Origin of the sequence: Vibrio ezurae NBRC 102218, assembly GCF_000467185.1 — a bacterium.
GTDB lineage: Bacteria > Pseudomonadota > Gammaproteobacteria > Enterobacterales > Vibrionaceae > Vibrio > Vibrio ezurae.
In genome coordinates this window covers 31,915-54,309 of sequence record NZ_BATM01000053.1, presented here as the reverse complement: position 1 = coordinate 54,309, position 22,395 = coordinate 31,915, and the positions used below count along the sequence as shown (strand labels likewise).

Sequence of the window (22,395 nt, the reverse complement as noted above, 5' to 3'; positions counted from 1 at the left end):
TTCCCGAAGCAGCACGCTCAATGGATGTTGGTGAAACGGTTTTACGGCGCTGGATCGAACAGCTTAAGATCGAGCGAGGTGGTATTACCCCAACGGCCAAAGCGCTGACTTCGGAGCAGATAAAAATCCAAGAGTTAGAAGCCCGGATTAATCGACTTGAGAGGGAAAAGTCGATATTAAAAAAGGCCACAGCTCTCTTAATGTCGGACGAGCTCGAACGCTCTCGTTGATTGATCACTTAAGGGAGCATGAATCAGTCAAGTTGTTGTGTGAGCTTTTTGATGTAGCTACATCTTGCTATTACGAGTTTAAACAGCGTAAACCCGATGCTAATCGTGTTCGGCTTGCTAGCAGGATAAGAGAGCTTTTTAACATTAGTCGTGGCTCTGCTGGAAGTCGCACGATTGTGTCTATGCTGCGCTCAGAAGGCATCAAAATTGGCCGATTTAAAGTACGGAAGTTAATGCATGAGGCCTGTTTAGCAAGTAAACAACCCGGCTCCCATCGATATAAATCGGCTAAAACAGAACGTCCAGACATCCCGAATTTGTTGAAAAGAGAATTCTCGGTAACCATTCCAAATCAAGTTTGGTGTGGTAATATTACTTATATTTGGTCAGGCTCAAGATGGGTATATTTGGCAGTTGTTCTAGACCTTTATAGCCGTCGAGTTGTTGGCTGGGCTCTATCCAACAAACCAGATTCGGCTCTAACAACCAAAGCTTTAGATATGGCTTGGGAACAGCGAGGGCGACCAGATGGTGTTATGTTCCACTCAGATCAAGGGGTTCAATACGGGAGTCGCAAGTTCCGTCAAAGACTCTGGCGATATCAAATGGCTCAAAGCATGAGCCGACGTGGAAACTGTTGGGACAATGCGCCGATGGAAAGGTTATTTAGAAGCCTGAAAACAGAATGGATTCCGGCAACTGGTTACATGAACCAAAACCAAGCCCAAAAAGACATCAGCTATTACCTGATGAACTATTACAATCGACAGCGGCCACATCAAGCAAATGATGGGGTTTCGCCGGTTACTGCCGAAAATCGGCTTAAAATAGTGTCCGGTATTTGTTGACCACTACACAGGCTGTAACGTTAATTCCATCAGGGGAAAAAAGCTGAGAGATAAGTTTCACCTTATGGTGGCTTAATATTCCCTCTCGCCTTATGCAGAGATATATACACTACTATGAATTGTGATACTGCACCAAATGGAGACTTTGGTCTCTTTGATTTCAGTAATTTCTTGAATAATCATATCACTTTCAATTCTGATTAGTTTGTTTGACAATGTCACTAAAGTTATATTTAAAGGTTTTCGACACTTCAAGTCTAATAAGTGCGTACCCAAATTTCTTCGCGATAGCATGTAAATAAACGTATGTGAGAGCAATGGTTGAAATCTGACTTTGTGGATAAAGGGTTGTTCTACGATACTAATGAGGGTGCCTCATAAGGTGGGATAGAGTAACCAATAAAGTTAGCTTTACACTTCTCAAGAAAGGTGTAAAGCTAACTTTATTGGTTACGCAGATGATTTGGTGGTCACCAAATCTTCAAAGAAACGGCCTAGTGAATGACATCAAACCGTTGGTCGTAGCCTTTCTAGGCTCATATTAGCCATTATTTTCTAATGTAATTTGTTTCGGAAAGGTTGAACTCTTTGTTGGTCAAACTCGTTACCTCTAGTGTCCAGTATCGGTGTTGCAGATCAGTTTACCGACATCAGTAAATAACCCTCTCCGACTAATGGTTCATCAATATAGTTATCGGCATAGAAAAATACATCATGATTAACTCCTGTTCTTATAATAATCCCACATGATGAGCTTGAATTTTGTTTGTGACTGAGCTCAAATGTTGTGTAATTCACAGCAAAGGGTAGTTGAGTGAAGTCTTGACCACTACGACCGTAATAGTTTTTTTTATAAGCGGTCTGGTAATAGACGTTTGCGTATGTGTAGTGTTGGACTTTTTCAACATAACAGCTGTTATGTATATGCACATTTTCTTTGTCATCAAGAGAGTTAGTTTGCCTATCGATTTTGACCACTCCGTTTTTTGCACTGATTGAGACTAAAAATGCATAGTTCTCATCAAAGTATGGGTAGTTTGTACTCGCATGTTTGATTTCACCATTTGGAACCCAGTTACCTTCAAGAGGGGAGTTTACTTTTGTTGTTACTAGGTGATCTAAGTTTTTATATTCAAGTGAAATTTGCTTATTAATTAACTTTATTCTTTTGTCTGTAAAGCTTTTTATGCAGTTTGTGTCGGAGTCGCACACATTCCTTTGGCGAATAAATTGAATCTGATTTCTTTTAAGTTCTTGTTGCTGTTCACCCGTAAAGAAACGTTGTGCGTTTTTGTAAACTTCATGAAGGCTTTGATCTTGAACTGATAGACTGTGGCTTTGACATATGGCAACTTCAACGCTGCTAACAGCGCTAGAGCAAGTAAAGGAAGGTAAAGCCATGGTGCTATTAATTAATACATTTGGTGTTCCATCATACTGGAAATAGAACAGCACTTTTTTGTTGATACTATTCCCAGTGAGCACAGCATTACGAGATTGGCAACATTCGAGATTAGCATCTAGGGGGGTCACATCATTAATAATTAGATTTTTAAAGATGAATGGTGCCAGAGATATGAAATCATCTTCATTTTTAATAGTTCTATTCTTTACCATACCATCAAATCGCCATCTCATATGCCCATTCGTTAATTGATATGCTTTGGAATAGTTCTTTGTTTGGATTGCCTCGGTGAATTCCATAGCTTTTTTCTTAGCGTCAACGGTGACTAAATTATTAGCAAAGCAACCACTAGTGATGAATAACAATAAGATAAATAGGATTTTTTTCATTTGGTTAATAGACAAGTAAATAGAGACTACATAATCATATCATTTTTTTAGTAGATTAAGATATGATTTTTTAAATAGTCACTGAGTAATAATATTTCCATTACATTAACTGTTGAGCCAATATACTGGTCATGATTCCTTTAATAACTTAAATCTGAGCTGTATATTAAATCTACAGTAGAGAATCGAGTGACTAGTATTTCTCATCCAATACACCGATACATTTGTAGTGGAGCCTAGTAAATAGATGTACCTAGACTCGGTATATTAAGTTATATTGAGAGTCTCATAACCCTTAGCAATAATCTCTATATTAAATTGAATGATAGTATTGCTAACAAAAAACACACTATTTATTTATGAACGCGATAATATCAGCTCTTTTTACTGTTACTTTAGCAATGCTATCTTGTCATGCTCATGCCAACACAGATCTTCTCCGCTTTGAAATATCTGCAACTATTAAGAGAATATCGGACGATGGTTATGTGGTTGTACAAATTGGCAATATCGAAGAATGGGTAAAGCCTTATGGTATAGATGAGGAGGCTTTGAATAAGCTTGTTCTGCAAGAAGAGAAGCCAGAAAAAGCGATACTGAGCTACGATGATATCCATGGTAGCGTTCTCACGATTCCCTCAATAATAAACTCCTAGGAACCTTCGAACAGCATCCTATCGAACTGGTGTTGAGTAATTGCTTTAAGCAAAATAGTAGTACCATGGGAATGAATGACTGTTACGCTAAAGAGTATCAAAGTTGGGATAGTGAACTTAACCGAGCCTATAACGCACTTGGTGGTTCGAATAATGAAGGACTTAAAATAGCTCAGAGAGATTGGATTCGATTTCGAGATTCACAACTAAACTACCTAAAGGCTGAATTTGACAATCGACAAGGAACCAAGTGGATATTGGAGTATGATGTCTTGCGTAATCGATTGATAAAAGAACAAGTTGAGCGTCTTCAAATCATATATCACACTGATAATTAACTCTGAATTTACATTTGTAGGCGCCGTATTCATCCACAAGTAATTGCATTTTTTCTAGCTCACTGATATCCCAAAATGTTTACAGAGCTAAGCTTTGGGACAGGAGTGCCTTAGAGTTGGGGCTCTAAAACATTTATGTCAGGAGGACCCTCCTCTCACGATTTCGATCCTGATTGGTCTATGACCAACCTTCGTTACACTGCTAGGCTTGCTACTTTATTCAGATCCCTAGGTTGATCTTATGATACAGATGGTTCACACATGAAGCGATGAACAACACTTCATACGACCTCACGTCGTACGCCCCTTTCCAATTTAAGGGAGTGTTCATATCAAGACTGGCGGAAGGTCTTTTGGCTTACATTTTCGAATCAGTTTGGTGTCAAATGTTCTAGATTCTCACTTATTCATATGTAAGATCAAGTTTTCATGCTATTAGTTGAATTGACGAAGTTGTAATCTTTGTTTATATTGATGTGAAACTGACCGATTCGCTCATCATACATGAACACTAGTATTAATAGTAAAGGTAGCTAAATAGTCTGAAGACTAGGGGTAGGGTAGTTCCTATTGCTAGTTGAATCGACTTCAATAGAGTCATTGTGAATCTTAAGTAATAATTTAATGGCATGAATACTACTTATGTCATTAATCAAATAATTAACAATAGCTAGGTTTTAATTAATAGATTTAATCAAAATCAGTTATAGATAAAAGTGTTTTAATAGATGAAAAGAATATTGAATAATCCATTTCGTATTTTAGGTGGGCTTGCAAACTATTCTGAAAGAGAATTAATTTCAAATGCTCGTAAGGCATCAAAATTTTTAAGTATAGGGAGAGAGTTTGACTTTGAGTATGACTTTTATTTCTTACCAAAGTTAAATCGTCAAGTAAGTGATCTTGATGATGCACAAAGAGCGCTTGAAAGACGCGAAGACCGTTTATTGTTCGGCCTATTCTGGTTCGTGAATTCAAACAGTTTTGATGAAATGGCCCTCCAATCCATGAAAGATGGAGATAAAAATACAGCACTTCAAGTTCTTAGAAAAGTAACAAAAGATCGTTCATTAAGTGTGAAAAACATTTCATCTTTTAACAATATATCTACGCTTCAATTGCTTTCCGATGATGTAAAAGAAGTAAAATTAGGCATCGCTAATAAATTTAAAGTTATCAGATCTGCCTATTTTAGTGAATTTGTTAAGAGTATCGTTGATGATGAATTTGTTATTTCAATAGAAGCCGTGGAAGGAGCGTTTATCGATAGCTTTACAGAGCGTTTAGATATTCATGACCTTTTTGAGTTAGCGCCAGAAGATATTAAAACACAATTAGCATTCGCAGCAACAGATACAGACTTTTTTAAAATTGAAAGAGAGTTGGAAGAGCTAAAAAATAATGAACTAGGTGTTTCTATTGACAGTGAAGTTGATAGCTTTATTTCTAGAATTACGGGGCATTATGACAATATAGTCACATTGCTTGGCTCTCAAAATATGAGAGTAAAAAGTATCTCAACTCAGATAGCTGAGGTAATCCTCTCAAAACACATATCTTACTATAACTACCACTTAAATAGTTCAGGTCAAAAAGAAGCTATTTTAGGGGCTAAGAGTATTTTGTTATCAGGCCAAGTTTATGCACTTTCAGATTCGATGCGGAAAAAATACATTGAAAATATAGAAGAACTTGATGAGATGCTAGAGACGGAGAAATATGAGCGTCATATACGACTGTTTAATAGTAAAATTGATGATGCTCTTAGAAATAATAGTCTTTACCAAATGGTACAGGATGCTGGTAAGGCCCTCGATATTCTAGAAGGAAAAGTGCCTCGAAGTCATGATGCATTCCAAGTAGCTTCAAATAACGCAGCTGTTGCAATGATGAATAAGTGCATTGATAAAGGTAATGCTGTCCAGAGTGGTTCATGCTCACTTGATGATATATCTTCAACAATGGGGCAGTGCATCTCTGCTATGAACGCCCTAACTAAAATAGATATGACATCAAGTAATCTTCAACATCATAATAAAAACTTGCAAGTAATGAAAGATGTGAAGTCTAGAGTGGATCAAGCAATTTCCAAACGTACGCAAGACAAATTTTTGGGATTTGTTGGTTGGATAGTTGTTATTGCAATCATTTTCTTTGTTTTTGGTAACTAACTTACCATTTTTAATTGTGCTAATTGCGTTGGTGCATCATTTTTTCATCTACTAATCAACTTATTATGAATAAACAAATTATAAAATTATTCGTTGCTTCTGCACTTTCAGTTGTGACTTTTAGTGCACTTGCTACAGGCTCTGCAACTTTTCCGGCCTCAAACACAGAGGCTTTATCCAAGCAAAACTCTGAAGCTATAGCGGGTCTTCAACAATCAGATAAGAGTCATATAGCCAAAGTTAAGGTGCTTTCATCAGAGGTTACTCAGATTCGAAATGACCTCAATAATATGAAGCCCAGAGTTAACGAAAACTATCACTACGTGACAAACATCTGGCGAGCACTTGGCGGTGAATATAATAAATCTACTGTTGAACAAGACATCAAAAGCGTTAATGAACTTGCTCAAAAATTAAATATACAAGCTGCTGAGTTAGATATGGCTTTAAAAAATGTTGCTGATAAATCAGCTGAGCTTGATAAAAAGTCACAGTTATTGGATGAGCTAATAAAATCAGTAGATGCAAAATCAACGTTTGGTTTGAGTAATTTACAGAAGGTTACCGAGAATCAAAGCACACAAGCACAAAAAGACAAAGAGGTGTTTTATTACCTTTTGATTGCCTTATCTGTGTTTGTCACGTTGCTAATCGGCTTTGTTTCTGGTCGTACGCGTAAGCGTTCAACAACTTTTGCCGAGCAGTTAAGGGAAACCAAAGATGCACAAGTGAAACTTGAAGAAGCATCGGTTGAGTTAGATGTGAAGTTAGCAGATTACTTAAATAGCCAGATGCATTTAGAGCAAGCAAAAATTGCAAATACCCAAGAGACGATAGTTGACCATACCTTTATGCTAAACGTGGCTGATGAAGTGGCGCGTATGCAGAAAAATATTGATCGCCTAACAGAAAAGGAAGTGAAGGGTACCAAACCGCTGCTTAAAGGTATTGAGCGAATGAAGGCTTCGCTAGAAGAGTCTGGTTATGAAATGGTGAAACTTCTTGGTCAACCGTTCGATGAACGTGAAAATATGGAAGTAGTTAATGTACAAGATGATGATAGCTTAGAACATGGGCAGAAAATTATTACCAAAGTAATGAGACCACAAGTTAACTACAACGGTAAATTAATCCAGCGTGCTCAAGTAGATATTTCAGTAAATGTATAGTGAAAATAATGAAAAGAACAATGATAGATTATGGTATCGATTTAGGTACTACAAACTCAGCTATTAGTCGAGCTGAAAATGGTGATTATAAAATTATTAAATCACTTGATAATCAAAAAGATACTACGCCATCTAGTGTTGCCTTTAATCGTAAAGGTGCAACGTATATCGGTGAACCGGCTTATAATATATTCCGTCAGGAATCCTTAAAAGCGATGAAAAATCCCAATGCGAAATTTAACTCATATATCGAGTACAAACGCACTATGGGAACAGATGCAAATTATACATCTTCTTTTAAAGAACAAGACTTTCGTTCTGAAGACCTATCTGCTGAAGTACTTAAGCACTTAAAAGGCTATGTGCAAGATGAAGTTGTAAACTCTGCTGTTATTACGATTCCTGCTGGTTATACAGCTAACCAAATTGACGCAGTAAAGCGTGCGGGTAAGCTTGCAGGTTTTTCATATGTAGAAACACTTCAAGAGCCAGTAGCTGCGGCGATGGCCTATGGCATAGATAATATTAAAGCTGGCTATTGGTTAGTATTTGATTTCGGTGGCGGTACGTATGATTCAGCCTTAATCAAGGTAGATGAAGGTATTGTTAAGGTAATTGATACTGAGGGTGACAATTATCTGGGAGGTAAAGATCTCGACTTTGCAATCGTAGATAAAATCATCATTCCTCATATTCAAGAAGAATTTGAAATCGATGATTTTCTTTCTGATTCAATGCAAAGGGCTGTTTTTCGTAATACGTTTAAATTTTATGCAGAAGATATCAAAAATAACTTATCTTTCAAAGATTCCTATCAATTGTATGTTGACCCTGGCGACTGTGGTGAGGATGATGATGGAGAAGAGATTGAAATCGATTTAGATATCTCACAATCTGACTTAAAAATTGCATTCGCACCGGTTTTACAGCGGGCAATTGATTTGTCGAACGACCTTCTTTCACGTAATAACCTTACGGGCGCTGCACTTGACTCTTTAATATTAGTTGGTGGTCCAACACTATCTCCAACCTTGCGTGAAATGGTAGCAGATCAAATCTGCAAGCCAGATACAAGCGTTGATCCTATGACGGTCGTCTCTCGCGGTGCGGCGATATACGCGTCAACCCGCCCTTTACCAGAAAATGTGTTAAATGAATCTCGTGATTCTGAACTAGTACAGCTTTGTATAGATTTTGAATCATCAAGTGTTGAGTTAGAAGAGTTCGTTAGCATCAAGCTTGCTAAGGATAAAATGAATTCGGACCCAGGTGCAATTACTGTTCAGTTGAGACGTAACGATGGCGCATGGATGAGTGAAAAAGTTGAGCTTTCTGAGCGTGGTGACATCTTTGATGTACACCTGATTAAGGGGAAGACAAACAGTTTTGATATAGAGGCCTTTGATAGTCGAGGAAATGTTGTTGAGGTGCAGCCTGCCTCATTTAATATCATTCAAGGCTCAGTATTAGGTAGCATGACATTGCCACATAACTTTGGTATTGAAGTGTTTGATACTAAGACTGAAAAAGCCGTGTTTGCTCCAATTCAGGGGCTTGAGAAAAACAAGTCACTGCCTGCAACAGGTGTTTATTCGAACTTAAAAACACAGCAGGATATTCGCCCAGGCAATGCTTCAGACAACATCAAAATTCCACTTTATCAAGGTGGAAGTGACGCAAAAGGTTCTCGTGCGATTTATAATGAGCATGTATATAACGCTGTCATTACCGGTGCAGATATTCCATCTATGCTACCAGCAGGCTCCATTATAAACTTGCTCGTGCGTGTAGATGAAAGTCAAACAGTTTCTTTTGAAGCTGAAATTCCTAGCCTTGATTTCACTTTTGAAGTGACGGTTCCTTCAGATAAGGTTCAATCAGTAGATACTAACTGGTTAAGTGAGCAGATAAATAAAGCACGTAATGATTTATACGAGCAAGATGATTATGACTCTGAGCTTCATGAAGAGCTTAATCGTGCAGAAGAAGCGTTAGAGTCAAATGCAAACGATGTAGATACTCAGATGCAAACGCGTAATAAACTCCGTGAAGTGATGAAACAAGTTGATAAGAATCACTCTGAAGGTGAATGGGGCTATGTTGATGGTAAGATCCGTTCAGCACTTGAGCGCTGTCACAAAGCAAACGATGACATCGGGACAGTACAAACAACCAGTGAACTGTCAGAGTTAGAGTCAGCTTATCGACAAATCAAAACGTCAGAAGATGTTAAATCCGGTCGCCATTTGGTTAAGCAATTAAATGACCTGCATTTTACGATTACAAGGTTCTATCAGTTGATTGACTTTATTCGGGCAGTGAATCAAGACTACAATTCCATTAATTGGAAAGACAGATTTGCAGCACGAAACGCAATTGATGAGGGTTTAAATGCTATTAACACAGCCCGAACAGCGGATGATTTACAACATTACGTAGGTCAGATTTTCCAATACATGCCCGACCAGGCGCAAGGTGGTAGTAGTACACAGTACGACAACAGCCTGCTTATCGGATAATGAAAGGCGCACGCTTTAGTAAAGGGCAACTGGTGGGTGAGTATACTATCCAGTTCCCATTAACCAAAGACACCTTTAGGGTAGTAAACTCTGTAGGTACTTTGTTTTACTTAAAATCTCTATCTCACCCGATAAACAACATCCCAAATGTTGCATCAAACTATCTGTCTAACTTTTCTATAGAGACGATTGATGGTTGCCCAATATCGATTGAAAATTACATACAGGGCATTAGCTTAGATAAATATTTAAATCATCACGGAGCAACAGTACAACTAATAAATAAATTATTAAAAGAGCTACTTTTACTGCTAAACGATATAGGTAGTGAAATGGATGTTGGCTTTTTAACCGAAATGACAAAGAAAGATATCATTGTCGACTTTTCAGATGATGCTAATACATCATTTAAAGTGATTAACCTTGATAGATTACTTGAGAATAATACGTCAATAAATGAGTCACAAGTGATTTATTATTTTGCGAAACTGTCCTATGAAATTCTTTTTAATCGTTCATTTGACTTATCAGCCACGAATGATTTTTGGATTGATAGCTCTGAACTTGGCTCTACTCTAAGCAAGTTTTTGAAGGTGTGTTTAGTTACGCCTTCGAATATAAGTACCGCAAATACAGCACTTGAAACTTTAGCCGGTAAGAGCGAACTACCAGTACAGATTTTACCAAGTGGTTCTAAGGTTCAATCTCAAGTGGAATCAGGTAAAGGGTTTTCTGCAATTGCAGGTATGGAGGAGCTTAAAGAGACTTTACGTGTAGATGTTATCGAAGCACTCCAAAATAAAGAACTTTATAAAAGCTATGGATTGTCCATTCCAAATGGCATTTTGTTTTATGGACCACCGGGTTGTGGTAAAACGTTTTTTGCTCAGAAACTATCAGAGGAAATAGGCGTCAGCTTTTATACTATTGCACCAAGTGATATCCAGAGTAAGTGGGTAAATGAAAGCCAAGAAAAAGTAAAAGAGCTTTTTCAAAAGGCTGAAGTTAACGCACCAGCAATCATCTTTATTGATGAGATAGATGCTATAGCTCCTGCTCGTGGTGGTGGTGGAAATGTCAGCCATATGAACTTAGCGACGGTAAATGAGCTATTAACGCAGATAAATAACTGTGGTGATAGGGGTATCTTTGTTATTGGCGCTACCAACTTACCATCCTCGATGGATAGTGCGTTATTACGTACTGGGCGATTTGATAAAAAAATTCTGATTCCTGCCCCTGATAAACAGGCAAGAAAAAGTTTATTCAAAACTATCTTATCGAAAAGACCACTTGAAGATAAAATTTCATATGCTCGGTTATCACGTTTGACGGAAAACTATGTCGCTAGTGATATCAATTACATTTGCGATGAATCTTCTCGAAAGGCTCTTGTCGGAAGAATTAAAATCACTCAAGAAATAATAGAAAGCGTCATTATGACATCAAAACCTTCAATTACACTTGAACAAATAGAAGAGTTTTCAAAAGAATTATAAGGATATAACAAGCTCAGGTATTTTAAAAAAAGAAAAACAGCTAAAAATTTTTTAAGAAATAACGAGTATATTTAAACCGGTGGATGTTCGAAAAGGGGAACACACATCTGGTGAATCCCAAATGAAGTAAACGTTAATTTTTTTCGTTGTTTACGATCAGTTTAGTGATCAGTCGAATAAAGATACAATTCGCATATGAAGTAAATGCAATTTCCAAGACTTATGCCTAGGTTATTGCTATAAGGAATAAACATGGATATTTTAGGCGGAATGGGGCGATATCTTAAGTCACAAGGCCCAGGAGGCTGGCTTTTTATTGGTTTTGGATTATTTCTAGCATATACATATTATCAAGGTGAGAATGAAAAAAAAGATCATCAAGAATATGTTGCGCGATTTGATTCTAGTATGCCTTCCCTTTTGCATAAAAAAGAGATAGGAACAGTTCATTTATCTAACTCAAGCAAAGTACTACCAGTAAATCTAAATGATAAAGCAATTGATTGGGTTTTATTTAGACTAAACGAACGTAATAAACCCGCAGACCCATCGCAAGTTACACGTGTAATTGGTTATAAAAACTGTAAAGATAATTTATTTGGTGAATATACAGATAACACAAAGGCTTACCAAGAAAGTTGCCAAATTTTTATTATCGATACAAAACATCATCGCTGGCAATATATTGGCAGGCTAAAAGGTGGAGAGCCACCAAACAGTAAAAAAGGGTCAGGCAGTCGTACCGGCCAGAGTGTGATTCGCACTTACCTTATAAAACATGGATATTTAAAGTAATTAAGCATTGATAAGTCCCTAACTAAGCGCACGATTTCCGAGATTTCTCTAATGGTACGACGGGTTTGCTGGAGTAGATTGGACAGCACTCCCATGTCTGTCATGCTAGAGAAGGTCAGTTCGATTGCAATGATCTTATGAGTATCGACTGTAAGATGGATCTTTCACCAAACTTGATACTTGCCATCGGTTCTACGCTTTTTTACCTTCCACTTGCCCTCTCCCTATACCATTGAGTTCCGTCATATCAATGGTTAGGTGTTGGATGGTACCTCTCGATACTTTGAAGCAAACCTCCACATCCTTAGTTCGGGATCTTAACAAACCAAAGTACACAGCAAAGGAGTTAATTATATGGAATCCTCTACAACTATTAGAAAAATGATGGCTGGCAACAAAATTGTTGTGCCTGCATATCAGCGCGCGTATTCGTGGGATACTCCTATGGCGGAATCTGACAGAAACACGCAGATAGACGTGTTTTTGTCAGATTTAGAGGAGTACAGCAGAAGCAATGCAATTAGTCCTTATTACTTTGGTCACTTCCTTTTCGAGGAAAAGCCAAAAGAGTTCAATGTAATTGATGGGCAGCAACGCTTAACAAGCATTGTGATATTTTTATCTGCTGTGTTTGCAAGGTTGAAATCAATAAGGGCTTTATCTGACGATGAAGAAGATTGCTATGAAGACATGGTTAAGAGGAGAAACGTAATACGCTTTGGGACAGTTGACTACGATAATCAGGTATTCATTGACTATGTAATAGAGCAAAACAGGTCTGATCATAATGGTCTTGAAACAGAATCGTCCCGTCGTATTGTCAGAGCATTCGATTTTTTCAAAAAACATCTTTCTGATAAGTCTGAAAATTATCTGACAAAAATGTTGTGTATTGTCGGTGAGGCAACCTGTACCACACACCTGGTTCAACATGAATCAGAGGCGATACAGATGTTTATCTTTCAAAATAGTCGCGGAAAACGACCATCAAATCTTGAGATAGTGAAAGCACAGTTCATGCATCATGTTCACCTACATGGGGATGGTGAAGCTGAAGTTGGTTCGTTAATTGAGGAAATAAAAGGGCGTTTTGAAAAAATTTATAAATCAATCTCATCGATAGAATACAGAATTAATGAAGATGATGTCTTATTGTATACATTGCGGGTTTACTTTAATTCGCTCTGGGAAACAAACTCTTTAGACAGAATCAGCCAGATGTTAGCTAATGAAAATCAACTTGACTTTATCAAGTCGTTCTCAAGGTCGCTTTCGTCTAGCTTTGAATATTTGTCACTGTTTTTTGGCAAACATGAGCGAGAAAATTTTGCTATCCATTCTCTTATCTCATTAGGCGGAATAGCTGTTGCGCTCCCATTTGTTATCAAAGCATACAGATATGGCTTATCTCTTAATGAAATTGAAAAACTGTGTTCATATTTAGAGTCTTTGGTACTTCGGCATCGTCTGATAGGGACGCGGGCTGATATAACTTCAAGAATTAATAATGTGTTTAAGGAATTCACCGAAAGCAACAAAGAAATTTCGCCAATAATTGAACATATTGAACGGATGAAAACCACAACGGACTGGTGGTGGGCCTATTGGAACAATGAAAGGTTGAATGAATCCCTACAGGGACGCATCAATCATTCTGTTGCAAAACACCTGCTCTGGAAGTACGAAATTCATTTGGAACGACAAGGTAAAGCTGGTTATTTACCTTGTCGGTTTGATAGAATCATCAGTCCAGAACTGGAACATATTGCACCTACAACTGAGCCCGAAAGCAAGCCTCATGGCTATGAGAATTATGATGAAGAATTCATAAATCAGTTTTTGAACTGTCTGGGAAATTATTTGTTATTGTCAAAGTCACATAATTGCGCCGTTGGTAATATATCGCTTACCCAAAAATTGGCTACGTACACCCATAATGAACAACAAAGAGAGGTAAGGAGCCTTGTCCCTGAAAATGGAATGTGGAGCAAAGAGCTAATACAACAACGGAAAGATAAGATCATTGCTGTAATAATGACAATTTTCTAACAGAAAGAATCTACCTAATAATGAACTGCCCCCCCCCCCATAATTGGTGTCTAAATATTGAGGGGCAGTTCATTATAATGGGTAGGTTTTTTGTTTTTGACGAAATATCGCTAAATCATTTCAAGACTTGAGTTAAAGTGTACTAATTAAGACCTGATCTGACAGTTACCCAATTTTCATTTGGTGTCTGTCAGATTATATCCGAGCTAGATCCCTTGAATTTTAATATCAATAGCCTGTCTAGCTCCGGTGATCTCAAACTGCTTTTTTAATAATTGCATAGCTTCGTCTGTCAGAACTAACGCACGTGTTGATTGTTTTGTTTTTGGAGCGTTGAACTCGCTGAGGGTTCGAGATCGACGAACATTGAGTTGGCGTTCTTTAAAATTGATATCGCTCCAGCAAAGAGCAATGGCTTCTTGGATACGAAGCCCTACTAATCGTTGAAGCAAAGCAAGGTTCTTGCCTGATTGACACTGTGTGTGCGTATTTTCCATTCGACGAAACTCTTCAGTAGTGAACGGCTTTTTCTCTTCTAAGGCACTATCGGGTTTTAGCCCAATAATATGTTCACAAGGATCCGAAGGTAGAAAACCATCGTTGGCCGCCATGAAGGTTAATTTTCTTAATATGGTCAGTCGGTTACTTATGGTTTTGTTTTTGTAGTGGTCCTGCCAATCGGTTATGAGGGATACAATATCGCTGTATTTTAAGTCTTTAAATACATAATTGCGTTTCAATTCATTGCAAATGATATCTAGGCTACTGATATAACCCGTTGCAGTGGATTTTTTGTGAGAGTTTTTGAACGATGCCTTTAAGATTTTATTGTATTTGTCTAACGGGCAAGTTGAATTTTTCATTGTCATCTCCGACTGCAACAGCGTTGTACTGCTGCTTCGGAGTGGTGTAGGTCAGTTCAAAAAGGCGAATTATCGTGTTACATCGAAAAAGAAACGCAACACTCACCTCTTGAATTTACTTAATCACCGATGCTGAAAACATCGATAACCGCCTTTAATTTACTCATTGAGAGCTTCTTCCCATATCGACCAAAAGTCATATTTTGATTGGCATGGCCTACAACTTCAGCCACTTGATATTCCTCAATGCCTTGTTGCTTTAAACAGTCGATAAAGGTGTGCCTAAAACCATAAGCGGTAGGTCGTTGTTTCGGTTTCATTTCAATAGAAGATTGTATTTTGCCAAACTGAATTCGGAATAACTTAGTCCAATCCTTGTCTTTCCCTGTGGGGGTCCAGTCGAATAACTGAGACTTTGCCGCCTTTTTTTGTTGTCGAACGAAGTCAATAAAACCATTTTGGAGCAAGGTCTTATGGATTGGAATTTTCCTTAAAGAATGATGATTTTTGAGTTTCTGTGATTGCCCTTCATCGGTGATGGATAGGACAAACATACCGGATTCGATGCTTATATCTCGTACTGATATTTGACATGCTTCAGTGGGGCGCAATCCCATATAGATGAGAAGAAGCACGGTCCACTGCATAGAAGGTGATGCTTGTTTAAACTGAGAGCAAGAGAGCAGGTTCTTAATCTGTTTACTAGACCATTTTTCTCTTTGTTCAGATGCAAATTTCTCAGATTTAAACGTAACAGTTAACCCCTCAAAAGGGTTTCGAGGAAGGTGCTGTTTTAGAGTGAGCCATTTTAAAAATTGTTTTGCTGCCCCCCAAAAGTCCTTCTTGGTTTTGGCGCTTTTATCCCATGACTGCAGGTTGTTCCCAAACTCCATCAAATCCGATGCGGTGATCTGAGTAATACCGATTTTTTTATTTTTGAAGTAATCAAGGAAATAAAGGGTTCGTTTGTTTAACTGATGGACGGTTAGGTGTGTGATCCGCGCTTTTTGTTTCGATGCGATGAATTCTTCTTGCCAACGATACCCTTGAGCAAAGTTTTGCTTAATTGATTTGACGGTTTGTTGCTTTGTATCTGCTTGAGATGAGAAAGAGTGAAGATCTACCCCAGAGTCGTTAAATGAATTTCGGAGTGAGTCTACAGAACTCAGTATTGCTTGTTTGGTTTCTTTAGGTGAATCCCTAGATATATCCACATTATCTAGGGATTTTAGAATTTGAGAAATAATGGGGGCACTTCGCCTGATGGCGATAGGACGAGACTTGGTTTTTAGACTGAATTTAAAGTCGAACGGATAGCCTTGCTGTACAAGTGCTTTGGGGGTACAAACGCGGACGAAATAGACGCAATGACGACTTTTATATAGATACATTGACTCACCTGATTGACTCACCAGAGCGTTTTCAGGGACTCAGAAACGGAAAAAGCCCTGATAAATCAGGGCTTTAAATGTGGCGGAGAGATAGGGATTTGAACCCTAGAACCGCTATTAACGGTTGCCGGTTTTCAAGACCGGTGCTTTCGACCACTCAGCCATCTCTCCTTGTGGGCGCTATAATATAAAGCTTCTTGGAGCTTGTAAAGAGTTGCTAAGATCGTTTGCTGAGATTTTAATCAAAATTGGCAACTTTCTGTATGTATGAGATTTATTGGCTTTGTTTGGGGTAGGGGTATTGTCTACCATCGTGCTTACTGCTGTAGGTTCAATGACTGTAAACCGCTTGGATTGGTCATTGTCGCTCATTTTGTTAATAGAGATGACATCATTGCGACAGGTGAAGGTGGATGCTTTTTACTTGCTGCTCGGTTGGATAGTTAATGGATAAAAAGCAAAAAGAGAGCCGAAGCTCTCTTTTAAATGGTCGGACTGACAGGATTTGAACCTGCGACCCTTCGCCCCCCAGGCGAATGCGCTACCAAGCTGCGCTACAGTCCGTTAATTTTGCTCGTAGAACCGTTTGGTTTCCGATAAGCCTTGCATTATAACGGACAATTTTGGTTTAGCGTCGCGTTGGCGGCGATAGTTGTGATCGTATACCTTATAGTTTCCGTAGCGATCCAATACTGTAATTTCATCATTGGATACCAGTGCAAATTCTCTGCTGTCACCAGCCATTGCCCAACGGCGCTGGCTCGGATCAAATAAGTTCTTACCGCTACTAAAATCAACAGGATTAGAGGTTACGCCCAGTAAGTCTTGCATCAAGGTCACGGATAAATCGAAGTGACTGGTGACGTGGGTGTACTCTTGCGCTGGCTTGTTTGGCCAGTGGATTACCATAGGAACTTGAATTTGGTATTGGCTGTAGTTGCTGTTCGCGCCCCAGCTGTTGGTTTTGGTTTCGTTAAATTCCCAGCCGTGATCAGAGGTGATGACAACCACAGTGTTATCCAGCAAATTTTGCTCTTTTAAGGTATCTAAAATCTGTGAAATAGACTGATCAACCTTGGTTGCTGATGTCAGGTAAGCCTTGTGTAGCACTGATTTTGCGTCTTTATTTGAGGTGCTCTCTAAGTGCTCTTCAAATTGCTGCATTTGCGTGAGGTGAACAACACTAAACCAGTTTTTATTGGTTTCGTTGCCCAGCCACTGTTGCCAGCTTTGAACTGCATTTTTATCTGATTTGGCATCAACGGTTGTCAGGGCATCTTCTTGACTGTGGAAAATAATGTCGTTGTAGATGCTAGTTGAAGAGTCGACGCCGCTAAATAACCCTAGGTCATAGTTGCGGTAGAGTAACTGCTGAATAAACAATGGCTCAGTTTCAAAGTGGCGAACACTGGCAGAGTAAGTTGCAGGAATACCATAAAATAAGCCAAATGCCGCGGTGTTGTCGTTTCCGGAACTTAGATGGTGGCTAAAGTTTTGGTTTTGTGCCGCAAAATCACTGAGCGTTGGCATGGTCTCAGGCTGCATGCTATCGGCGCGCAGGCTTTCTACCATTACCATCAGTAAGTTGTAGTCCTTACTTTTGTTTTTGCTTATTTGCAGTGTTTCTAGTGGGTACGCCAGTACTTCGCTACTCGCATCACCACGTTCAATACGCTGTTGGTACTCTTCTCGATCAAACCATCCCTGACGCTCCAAAAAGGTTTTTGCCGTCATAGGATAAGAAAGAGGGAAGTTCGCTCTTTGATTGGTTATTGGGTTGTAGAAGGTTGCATCTGCCCAGATGTAGATCAGATGACTAAAGGTAAACCCAATAAAGAAAACAACCGCAATAGGGCGACCAATGCGCTTGTGCGACAGTTTTCTTTGTTTACGCCAAACCCACTCGGCAAGAGCAAGTTGGACGAAGAAGATAATCGGCACAAGAACGAACAATGTTTGCCATTTTGCGTTAATGGCATTTTTATCATCACTTAACAATAGTTCCCAAACGATAGGGTTTAGGTGCAAGTTAAGCTCTTGATATGCTTGTGTATCCAGTAGTAATACGGTTAAGCCTATGGTGCTAGCCAGTACCCCAACAATCCTAAACAGTTTAAAGTTAGGCACAATAAAAGTGATTGGGAAGAGGCAAAGTACATATAAGCCAAATACTAAAAAGCCAAAATGACCCACCCAAGAAGAGGTGAGGTAGAGCTGACCAAGAAAAGTCTCGGGCCAAGGAGATTCGGCTATGTAACGCGTTCCGATAAGCATTGCGATGATGACATTGAAAAAACTGAACCAATGTCCCCAACTGACAAGCCTTGATACCCGTTCCGCGTAGGAATTACCGCTATTTACCATGAATAATCGTTCTTGTTATTAATTGTTAGTCATCAACTGATGCAATAAGCGCATCGGCAAACGTTTTAGCGATGATTTTACGTTGTCCCTTCGCCACGTTCTGATTTAGAACATTTGTGGCGATATTGCCAACCAACATCAAGCTAAGTTCTGGAGTCGATTCGTGCTTCTCTAGAACGGTAGCAATTTCAGCTAACATGGTTTCAACTTTCTCGTCACTGTATTTTGATGTAATAGGCATAGTTACTCTGCTAATAATGATAGTGTAAACGGCTTATGATAACCTACTCTCAATCACAACTGAAAGCACAAGAGATAGAAATCTCCCATGAGTTTACAATTATCTAATGTCATTTTGCATCAATTAGTTAAAGATTCCGAGCAACAGCTAACGGTGAACTACCGAGGATCGGCTTTATCAAACGATGCATCCACTGAAAGTTTAGTCGCAGAACTGCACCGCGTATTCAATGCTAAGGCAGGAAAGGGCTTTGGTACCTTCTCTGAAGAGAGTGAGTTTAAGAGTTGGTTAGATGAGACTCTAAACGATCAGCAGGACTTTTACACTTTCTCACAAAATAGCGCTAAGCGCCTTATTTCTGAAATCAGCAAATACTCGTTTGCTGAAGCAGGATTCTTAGTTCTGGCGCATTATCAATCATTGGCAACGGACTATTTGTTTATTGCTTTGGTGCCGTCTAACGAAAGCCTTAAAGTGACGGAAGGGCTAGAAATTAGCGCAACGGACTATTTAGACATTTCTAAAATGGACATCGCAGCGCGCATTGATTTATCGACCTACCAAACCGACAGCGATTCCAATCGTTACTTAACGTTTATTAAAGGACGAGTTGGACGCAAAGTAGCGGATTTCTTTTTGGATTTTCTACAAGCTGAAACCGGCTTAGACACTAAACAGCAGAACTTAGTGTTAATGCAGGCGGTGGATGATTTTGTGGCAGACGCCAAGCTAGAAAAAGAAGAAGCGAACTCGTATCGCAAACAGGTTGCTGATTATTGTAATGATCAAATCAAAAGCGGTGATGACGTTGAAGTCAAAGAACTTTCACAAGAGTTACCGAAAAGCGATGATGGCACTAGCTTTGTAGAATTTACTCAAGAGCAAGGTTATGAGCTGGAAGAAAGCTTCCCTGGTGACAGAACTGCAGTGCGTAAACTGACAAAGTTTGTTGGTGCGGGTGGCGGTTTAAACATTAGCTTTGATGCGATGTTGATGGATGAGCGTGTGTTCTATGATGCTGAGACCGATACATTGACCATCAAAGGCACGCCGCCAAATTTACGTGACCAATTGGTACGAAAAGGCTAGTTGCACGAGTGTAACGGGAGAGACGTAACGAAAGCGTTACGTTTTTTTGCTCTTTGCACATAAATTTCTTGTCATTCGCTTCAACTTTTTTAAAGATGACAGGGAACAATACATTTTGATTGAGCGCTGACATGAGTGTCGTCGGTTCAATCCACTTAATTTTACATGGAGTATTTGATGATGCGAGTAGGTTTAGTCGGCTGGCGCGGTATGGTTGGTTCGGTTTTAATGCAGCGTATGGTAGAAGAGCGTGATTTTGATCTGATCGAGCCTGTATTTTACAGCACCTCTCAGGTAGGAATTCCAGCTCCTGTTTATATGGGCAAAGACGCCGGAATGCTACAAGACGCTTTCGATATTGAAAGCTTAAAGCAGCTTGACGCTATTGTGACCTGTCAAGGTGGTAGCTACACCGAAAAAGTGTACCCTGCACTGAAACAAGCTGGCTGGAAAGGCTACTGGATTGATGCGGCCTCTACGCTGCGTATGGCTAACGACTCCATTATTACTTTAGACCCTGTTAACTTAGCTCAAATCCAACAAGGCATTCATTCTGGCACTTCTACCTTTGTTGGTGGTAACTGCACTGTGAGCTTGATGCTGATGGCCCTTGGTGGTCTGTATGAGAAAGGCATGGTTGAGTGGATGAGTGCCATGACCTATCAAGCCGCTTCTGGCGCAGGTGCGAAGAACATGCGTGAGCTTATCGCGCAAATGGGCACCGTGCAGCAGTCTGTGGCATCAGAGCTTGCCGATCCTGCTTCTTCTATTCTAGATATTGATCGTAAAGTCGCAGAGACGATTCGTTCAGACGCATTCCCAACCGATCAGTTTGGCGCGCCTCTGGCGGGATCTTTGATCCCTTGGATTGATGTGAAGCGTGATAACGGCCAAAGCAAAGAAGAGTGGAAAGCGGGCGTTGAAGCGAACAAGATTCTTGGTTTAGACGGCAACCCAATTGCGATTGATGGCACCTGTGTCCGTATCGGCGCAATGCGTTGTCACGCACAAGCGCTTACTATCAAGCTAAAACAAAATGTGCCTATGGATGAAATCGAAGAGATCATCGGTACGCATAATGATTGGGTTAAAGTGGTGCCAAACGAGCGCGACATTACCGCTCAAGAGCTAACGCCAGCTAAAGTAACTGGCACTATGTCAGTTCCTGTTGGCCGCTTGCGTAAAATGGCGATGGGTGATGACTTCCTAAATGCCTTTACTGTCGGTGATCAGCTTTTATGGGGCGCAGCGGAGCCACTACGTCGTACTTTACGCATCATTTTAGAAGCAAAATCATAATCGTAGACATATCGAGTCTTCTATTATTAAAAAAGCGCCGTTTGGCGCTTTTTTTGTGCGTGAAAATCACGCTCAATCATAGTCGCTGGACGCACCTGTGACTTTGACCACACGTTCTTCGTGAGACGGAAGCTCACTACCACAATGTTTGCAATGAAACGCATCTGGCTCATGATCGTTCTTCATGCAATTGGGGCACATCACTAATAAACGATGACTTTGATAGGTTTTCTTTTGCTGTTTAACCTCTTGGCTAAGTTCTGCGGTAATAATCCCTGTGGGTACGGCTAAGATAGAATAACCCAACAGCATTGTCAGAGAAGCGATAGCTCGGCCTAGCGTGGTGACAGGGGAGATGTCGCCATACCCAACAGTAGTAATGGTCACAATAGCCCAGTAGATGCTGGTGGGAATGCTAGTGAACCCGTTGTCCGGCCCTTCAATGACATATAATAGAGCCCCAAAAATGGTGACCAATATGGCTACCATACTAAAAAAGACAAAAATTTTACGGCGGGAGTTCCACAGCGAACGCATGATGATATTGGAATCTTGAATGTACTGTACCAGTTTCAAAATTCTAAAAATGCGCATGATTCTAAGCAGACGTACCACACCTAAGAAATGGGCATTGGTGACAAACAAAGCGATATAGAAAGGTAAGATGGCGATTAAATCTACAACGCCATAAAAACTTTTAGCGTAAGCCCATGGTTTGGGAGAACAATAGAGACGCAAAAGGTACTCTATAGTAAACAAAACCGTAAACAAAATTTCCAGAACATGTAAAACATAGGCGTGTTTATCGTTAACAGATTCAACCGATCCCAAAATTAAAACCAGTAAAGAACCCAAAATTGAAAGGATTAATCCAATATCAAAACCGCGCCCAAGAGGCGTATCTGTACGGAAAATAATCACGTAAAGTTTGTGTTTGAAACTATATTCATCCAGAGGCATATCAGTTCAACTTAAATCAGTAATAACAATAGGATAGCACGTAGTTTTGAGTTGATTTGAATAAAAGTGCAGTGATGAATGGTTTGGAGTAGACGAAAAAAAGCACCGCAAAGGTGCTTT

At 39.5% G+C, this 22,395-nt stretch carries 17 protein-coding genes, 2 tRNA genes and 1 pseudogene; 11 read left to right on the top strand and 9 right to left on the bottom strand.

Annotation, left to right across the window (positions count from 1 at the left end; translation table 11 throughout):
* A protein-coding gene (locus VEZ01S_RS15220; RefSeq protein WP_255209334.1) for an IS3 family transposase occupies positions 1-1,078 on the top strand; the annotation gives its coding sequence in 2 pieces (ribosomal slippage) (positions 1-177 and positions 177-1,078; 1,079 coding nt annotated over the 2 pieces). This gene is flagged as partial in the annotation.
* A 636-nt stretch (positions 1,079-1,714) separates the two neighbouring features.
* On the opposite strand, the gene VEZ01S_RS15215 is transcribed toward VEZ01S_RS15220, so the two are convergent.
* On the bottom strand, positions 1,715-2,872 hold the full coding sequence (locus tag VEZ01S_RS15215; protein WP_040891150.1) for a lysozyme inhibitor LprI family protein: 1,158 nt from the start codon (positions 2,870-2,872) through the stop codon (positions 1,715-1,717).
* Positions 2,873-3,231: 359 nt separating this feature from the next.
* Here VEZ01S_RS15215 and VEZ01S_RS15210 point away from each other — a divergent pair, with 359 nt between their 5' ends.
* From VEZ01S_RS15210 to VEZ01S_RS15180, 7 genes are all read left to right on the top strand, one after another.
* Positions 3,232-3,528, top strand: coding sequence for a hypothetical protein (locus VEZ01S_RS15210; RefSeq protein ID WP_021714943.1), 297 nt, complete (start codon positions 3,232-3,234; stop codon positions 3,526-3,528).
* 29 nt (positions 3,529-3,557) lie between these two features.
* Positions 3,558-3,866, top strand: a complete 309-nt coding sequence (locus VEZ01S_RS16440; protein WP_369371257.1) for a lysozyme inhibitor LprI family protein — start codon at positions 3,558-3,560, stop codon at positions 3,864-3,866.
* Positions 3,867-4,594: 728 nt separating this feature from the next.
* The gene (locus tag VEZ01S_RS15200) at positions 4,595-6,037 is read left to right on the top strand and encodes a hypothetical protein (RefSeq protein ID WP_021714941.1); all 1,443 of its coding nucleotides are present in this window, start codon (positions 4,595-4,597) and stop codon (positions 6,035-6,037) included.
* A gap of 65 nt (positions 6,038-6,102) precedes the next feature.
* Entirely contained in the window at positions 6,103-7,206 is a 1,104-nt protein-coding gene (locus tag VEZ01S_RS16435) for a hypothetical protein (protein ID WP_021714940.1), read from the top strand.
* Between the two features lie 8 nt (positions 7,207-7,214).
* Complete coding sequence (locus VEZ01S_RS15190) at positions 7,215-9,725, top strand: Hsp70 family protein (protein ID WP_021714939.1); 2,511 nt, start codon at positions 7,215-7,217, stop codon at positions 9,723-9,725.
* The gene (locus tag VEZ01S_RS16430) at positions 9,725-11,224 is read left to right on the top strand and encodes an ATP-binding protein (RefSeq protein ID WP_021714938.1); all 1,500 of its coding nucleotides are present in this window, start codon (positions 9,725-9,727) and stop codon (positions 11,222-11,224) included. Before VEZ01S_RS15190 ends, VEZ01S_RS16430 begins: the two co-directional genes overlap by 1 nt.
* A gap of 252 nt (positions 11,225-11,476) precedes the next feature.
* Positions 11,477-12,019 carry a hypothetical protein gene (locus VEZ01S_RS15180; RefSeq protein ID WP_021714937.1) on the top strand — a complete coding sequence of 181 codons (543 nt, stop codon included), beginning with the start codon at positions 11,477-11,479 and terminating at the stop codon, positions 12,017-12,019.
* Positions 12,020-12,057: 38 nt separating this feature from the next.
* Here VEZ01S_RS15180 and VEZ01S_RS17015 read toward each other — a convergent pair.
* Positions 12,058-12,331: pseudogene (locus VEZ01S_RS17015) on the bottom strand (IS5/IS1182 family transposase); the annotation flags it as partial.
* A gap of 42 nt (positions 12,332-12,373) precedes the next feature.
* Here VEZ01S_RS17015 and VEZ01S_RS15175 point away from each other — a divergent pair.
* Positions 12,374-14,068 (top strand): DUF262 domain-containing protein, encoded by a 1,695-nt coding sequence (locus VEZ01S_RS15175; RefSeq protein ID WP_021714936.1) that lies wholly within the window; start codon positions 12,374-12,376, stop codon positions 14,066-14,068.
* Positions 14,069-14,274: 206 nt separating this feature from the next.
* Here the strand turns inward: VEZ01S_RS15175 and VEZ01S_RS15170 are convergent, their stop codons facing one another.
* From VEZ01S_RS15170 to VEZ01S_RS15145, 6 genes are all read right to left on the bottom strand, one after another.
* Complete coding sequence (locus tag VEZ01S_RS15170) at positions 14,275-14,931, bottom strand: tyrosine-type recombinase/integrase (RefSeq protein WP_021714935.1); 657 nt, start codon at positions 14,929-14,931, stop codon at positions 14,275-14,277.
* 119 nt (positions 14,932-15,050) lie between these two features.
* Positions 15,051-16,322, bottom strand: a complete 1,272-nt coding sequence (locus VEZ01S_RS15165) for a site-specific integrase (protein WP_021714934.1) — start codon at positions 16,320-16,322, stop codon at positions 15,051-15,053.
* An 80-nt stretch (positions 16,323-16,402) separates the two neighbouring features.
* Positions 16,403-16,493, bottom strand: a tRNA-Ser gene (locus VEZ01S_RS15160).
* Positions 16,494-16,809: 316 nt separating this feature from the next.
* Positions 16,810-16,886, bottom strand: a tRNA-Pro gene (locus VEZ01S_RS15155).
* Positions 16,887-18,686: a DUF3413 domain-containing protein gene (locus VEZ01S_RS15150; protein WP_021714933.1), complete on the bottom strand. Its 1,800-nt coding sequence runs from the start codon at positions 18,684-18,686 to the stop codon at positions 16,887-16,889. It abuts the tRNA gene before it with no gap.
* Between the two features lie 25 nt (positions 18,687-18,711).
* Positions 18,712-18,927 (bottom strand): YejL family protein, encoded by a 216-nt coding sequence (locus VEZ01S_RS15145; protein ID WP_021714932.1) that lies wholly within the window; start codon positions 18,925-18,927, stop codon positions 18,712-18,714.
* Between the two features lie 87 nt (positions 18,928-19,014).
* On the opposite strand from VEZ01S_RS15145, the gene yejK reads away from it, so the two are divergent.
* Together yejK and asd are read left to right on the top strand one after the other, a co-directional pair.
* Positions 19,015-20,016, top strand: coding sequence for a nucleoid-associated protein YejK (yejK, locus tag VEZ01S_RS15140; RefSeq protein ID WP_021714931.1), 1,002 nt, complete (start codon positions 19,015-19,017; stop codon positions 20,014-20,016).
* Between the two features lie 180 nt (positions 20,017-20,196).
* The gene (gene asd / locus VEZ01S_RS15135; protein WP_040891154.1) at positions 20,197-21,315 is read left to right on the top strand and encodes an aspartate-semialdehyde dehydrogenase; all 1,119 of its coding nucleotides are present in this window, start codon (positions 20,197-20,199) and stop codon (positions 21,313-21,315) included.
* Positions 21,316-21,387: 72 nt separating this feature from the next.
* Here the strand turns inward: asd and VEZ01S_RS15130 are convergent, their stop codons facing one another.
* A complete protein-coding gene (locus VEZ01S_RS15130) occupies positions 21,388-22,269 on the bottom strand; it encodes an ion transporter (protein ID WP_162889474.1) in 882 nt (293 codons plus the stop codon).
* Between the last annotated feature and the right edge of the window lie 126 nt (positions 22,270-22,395).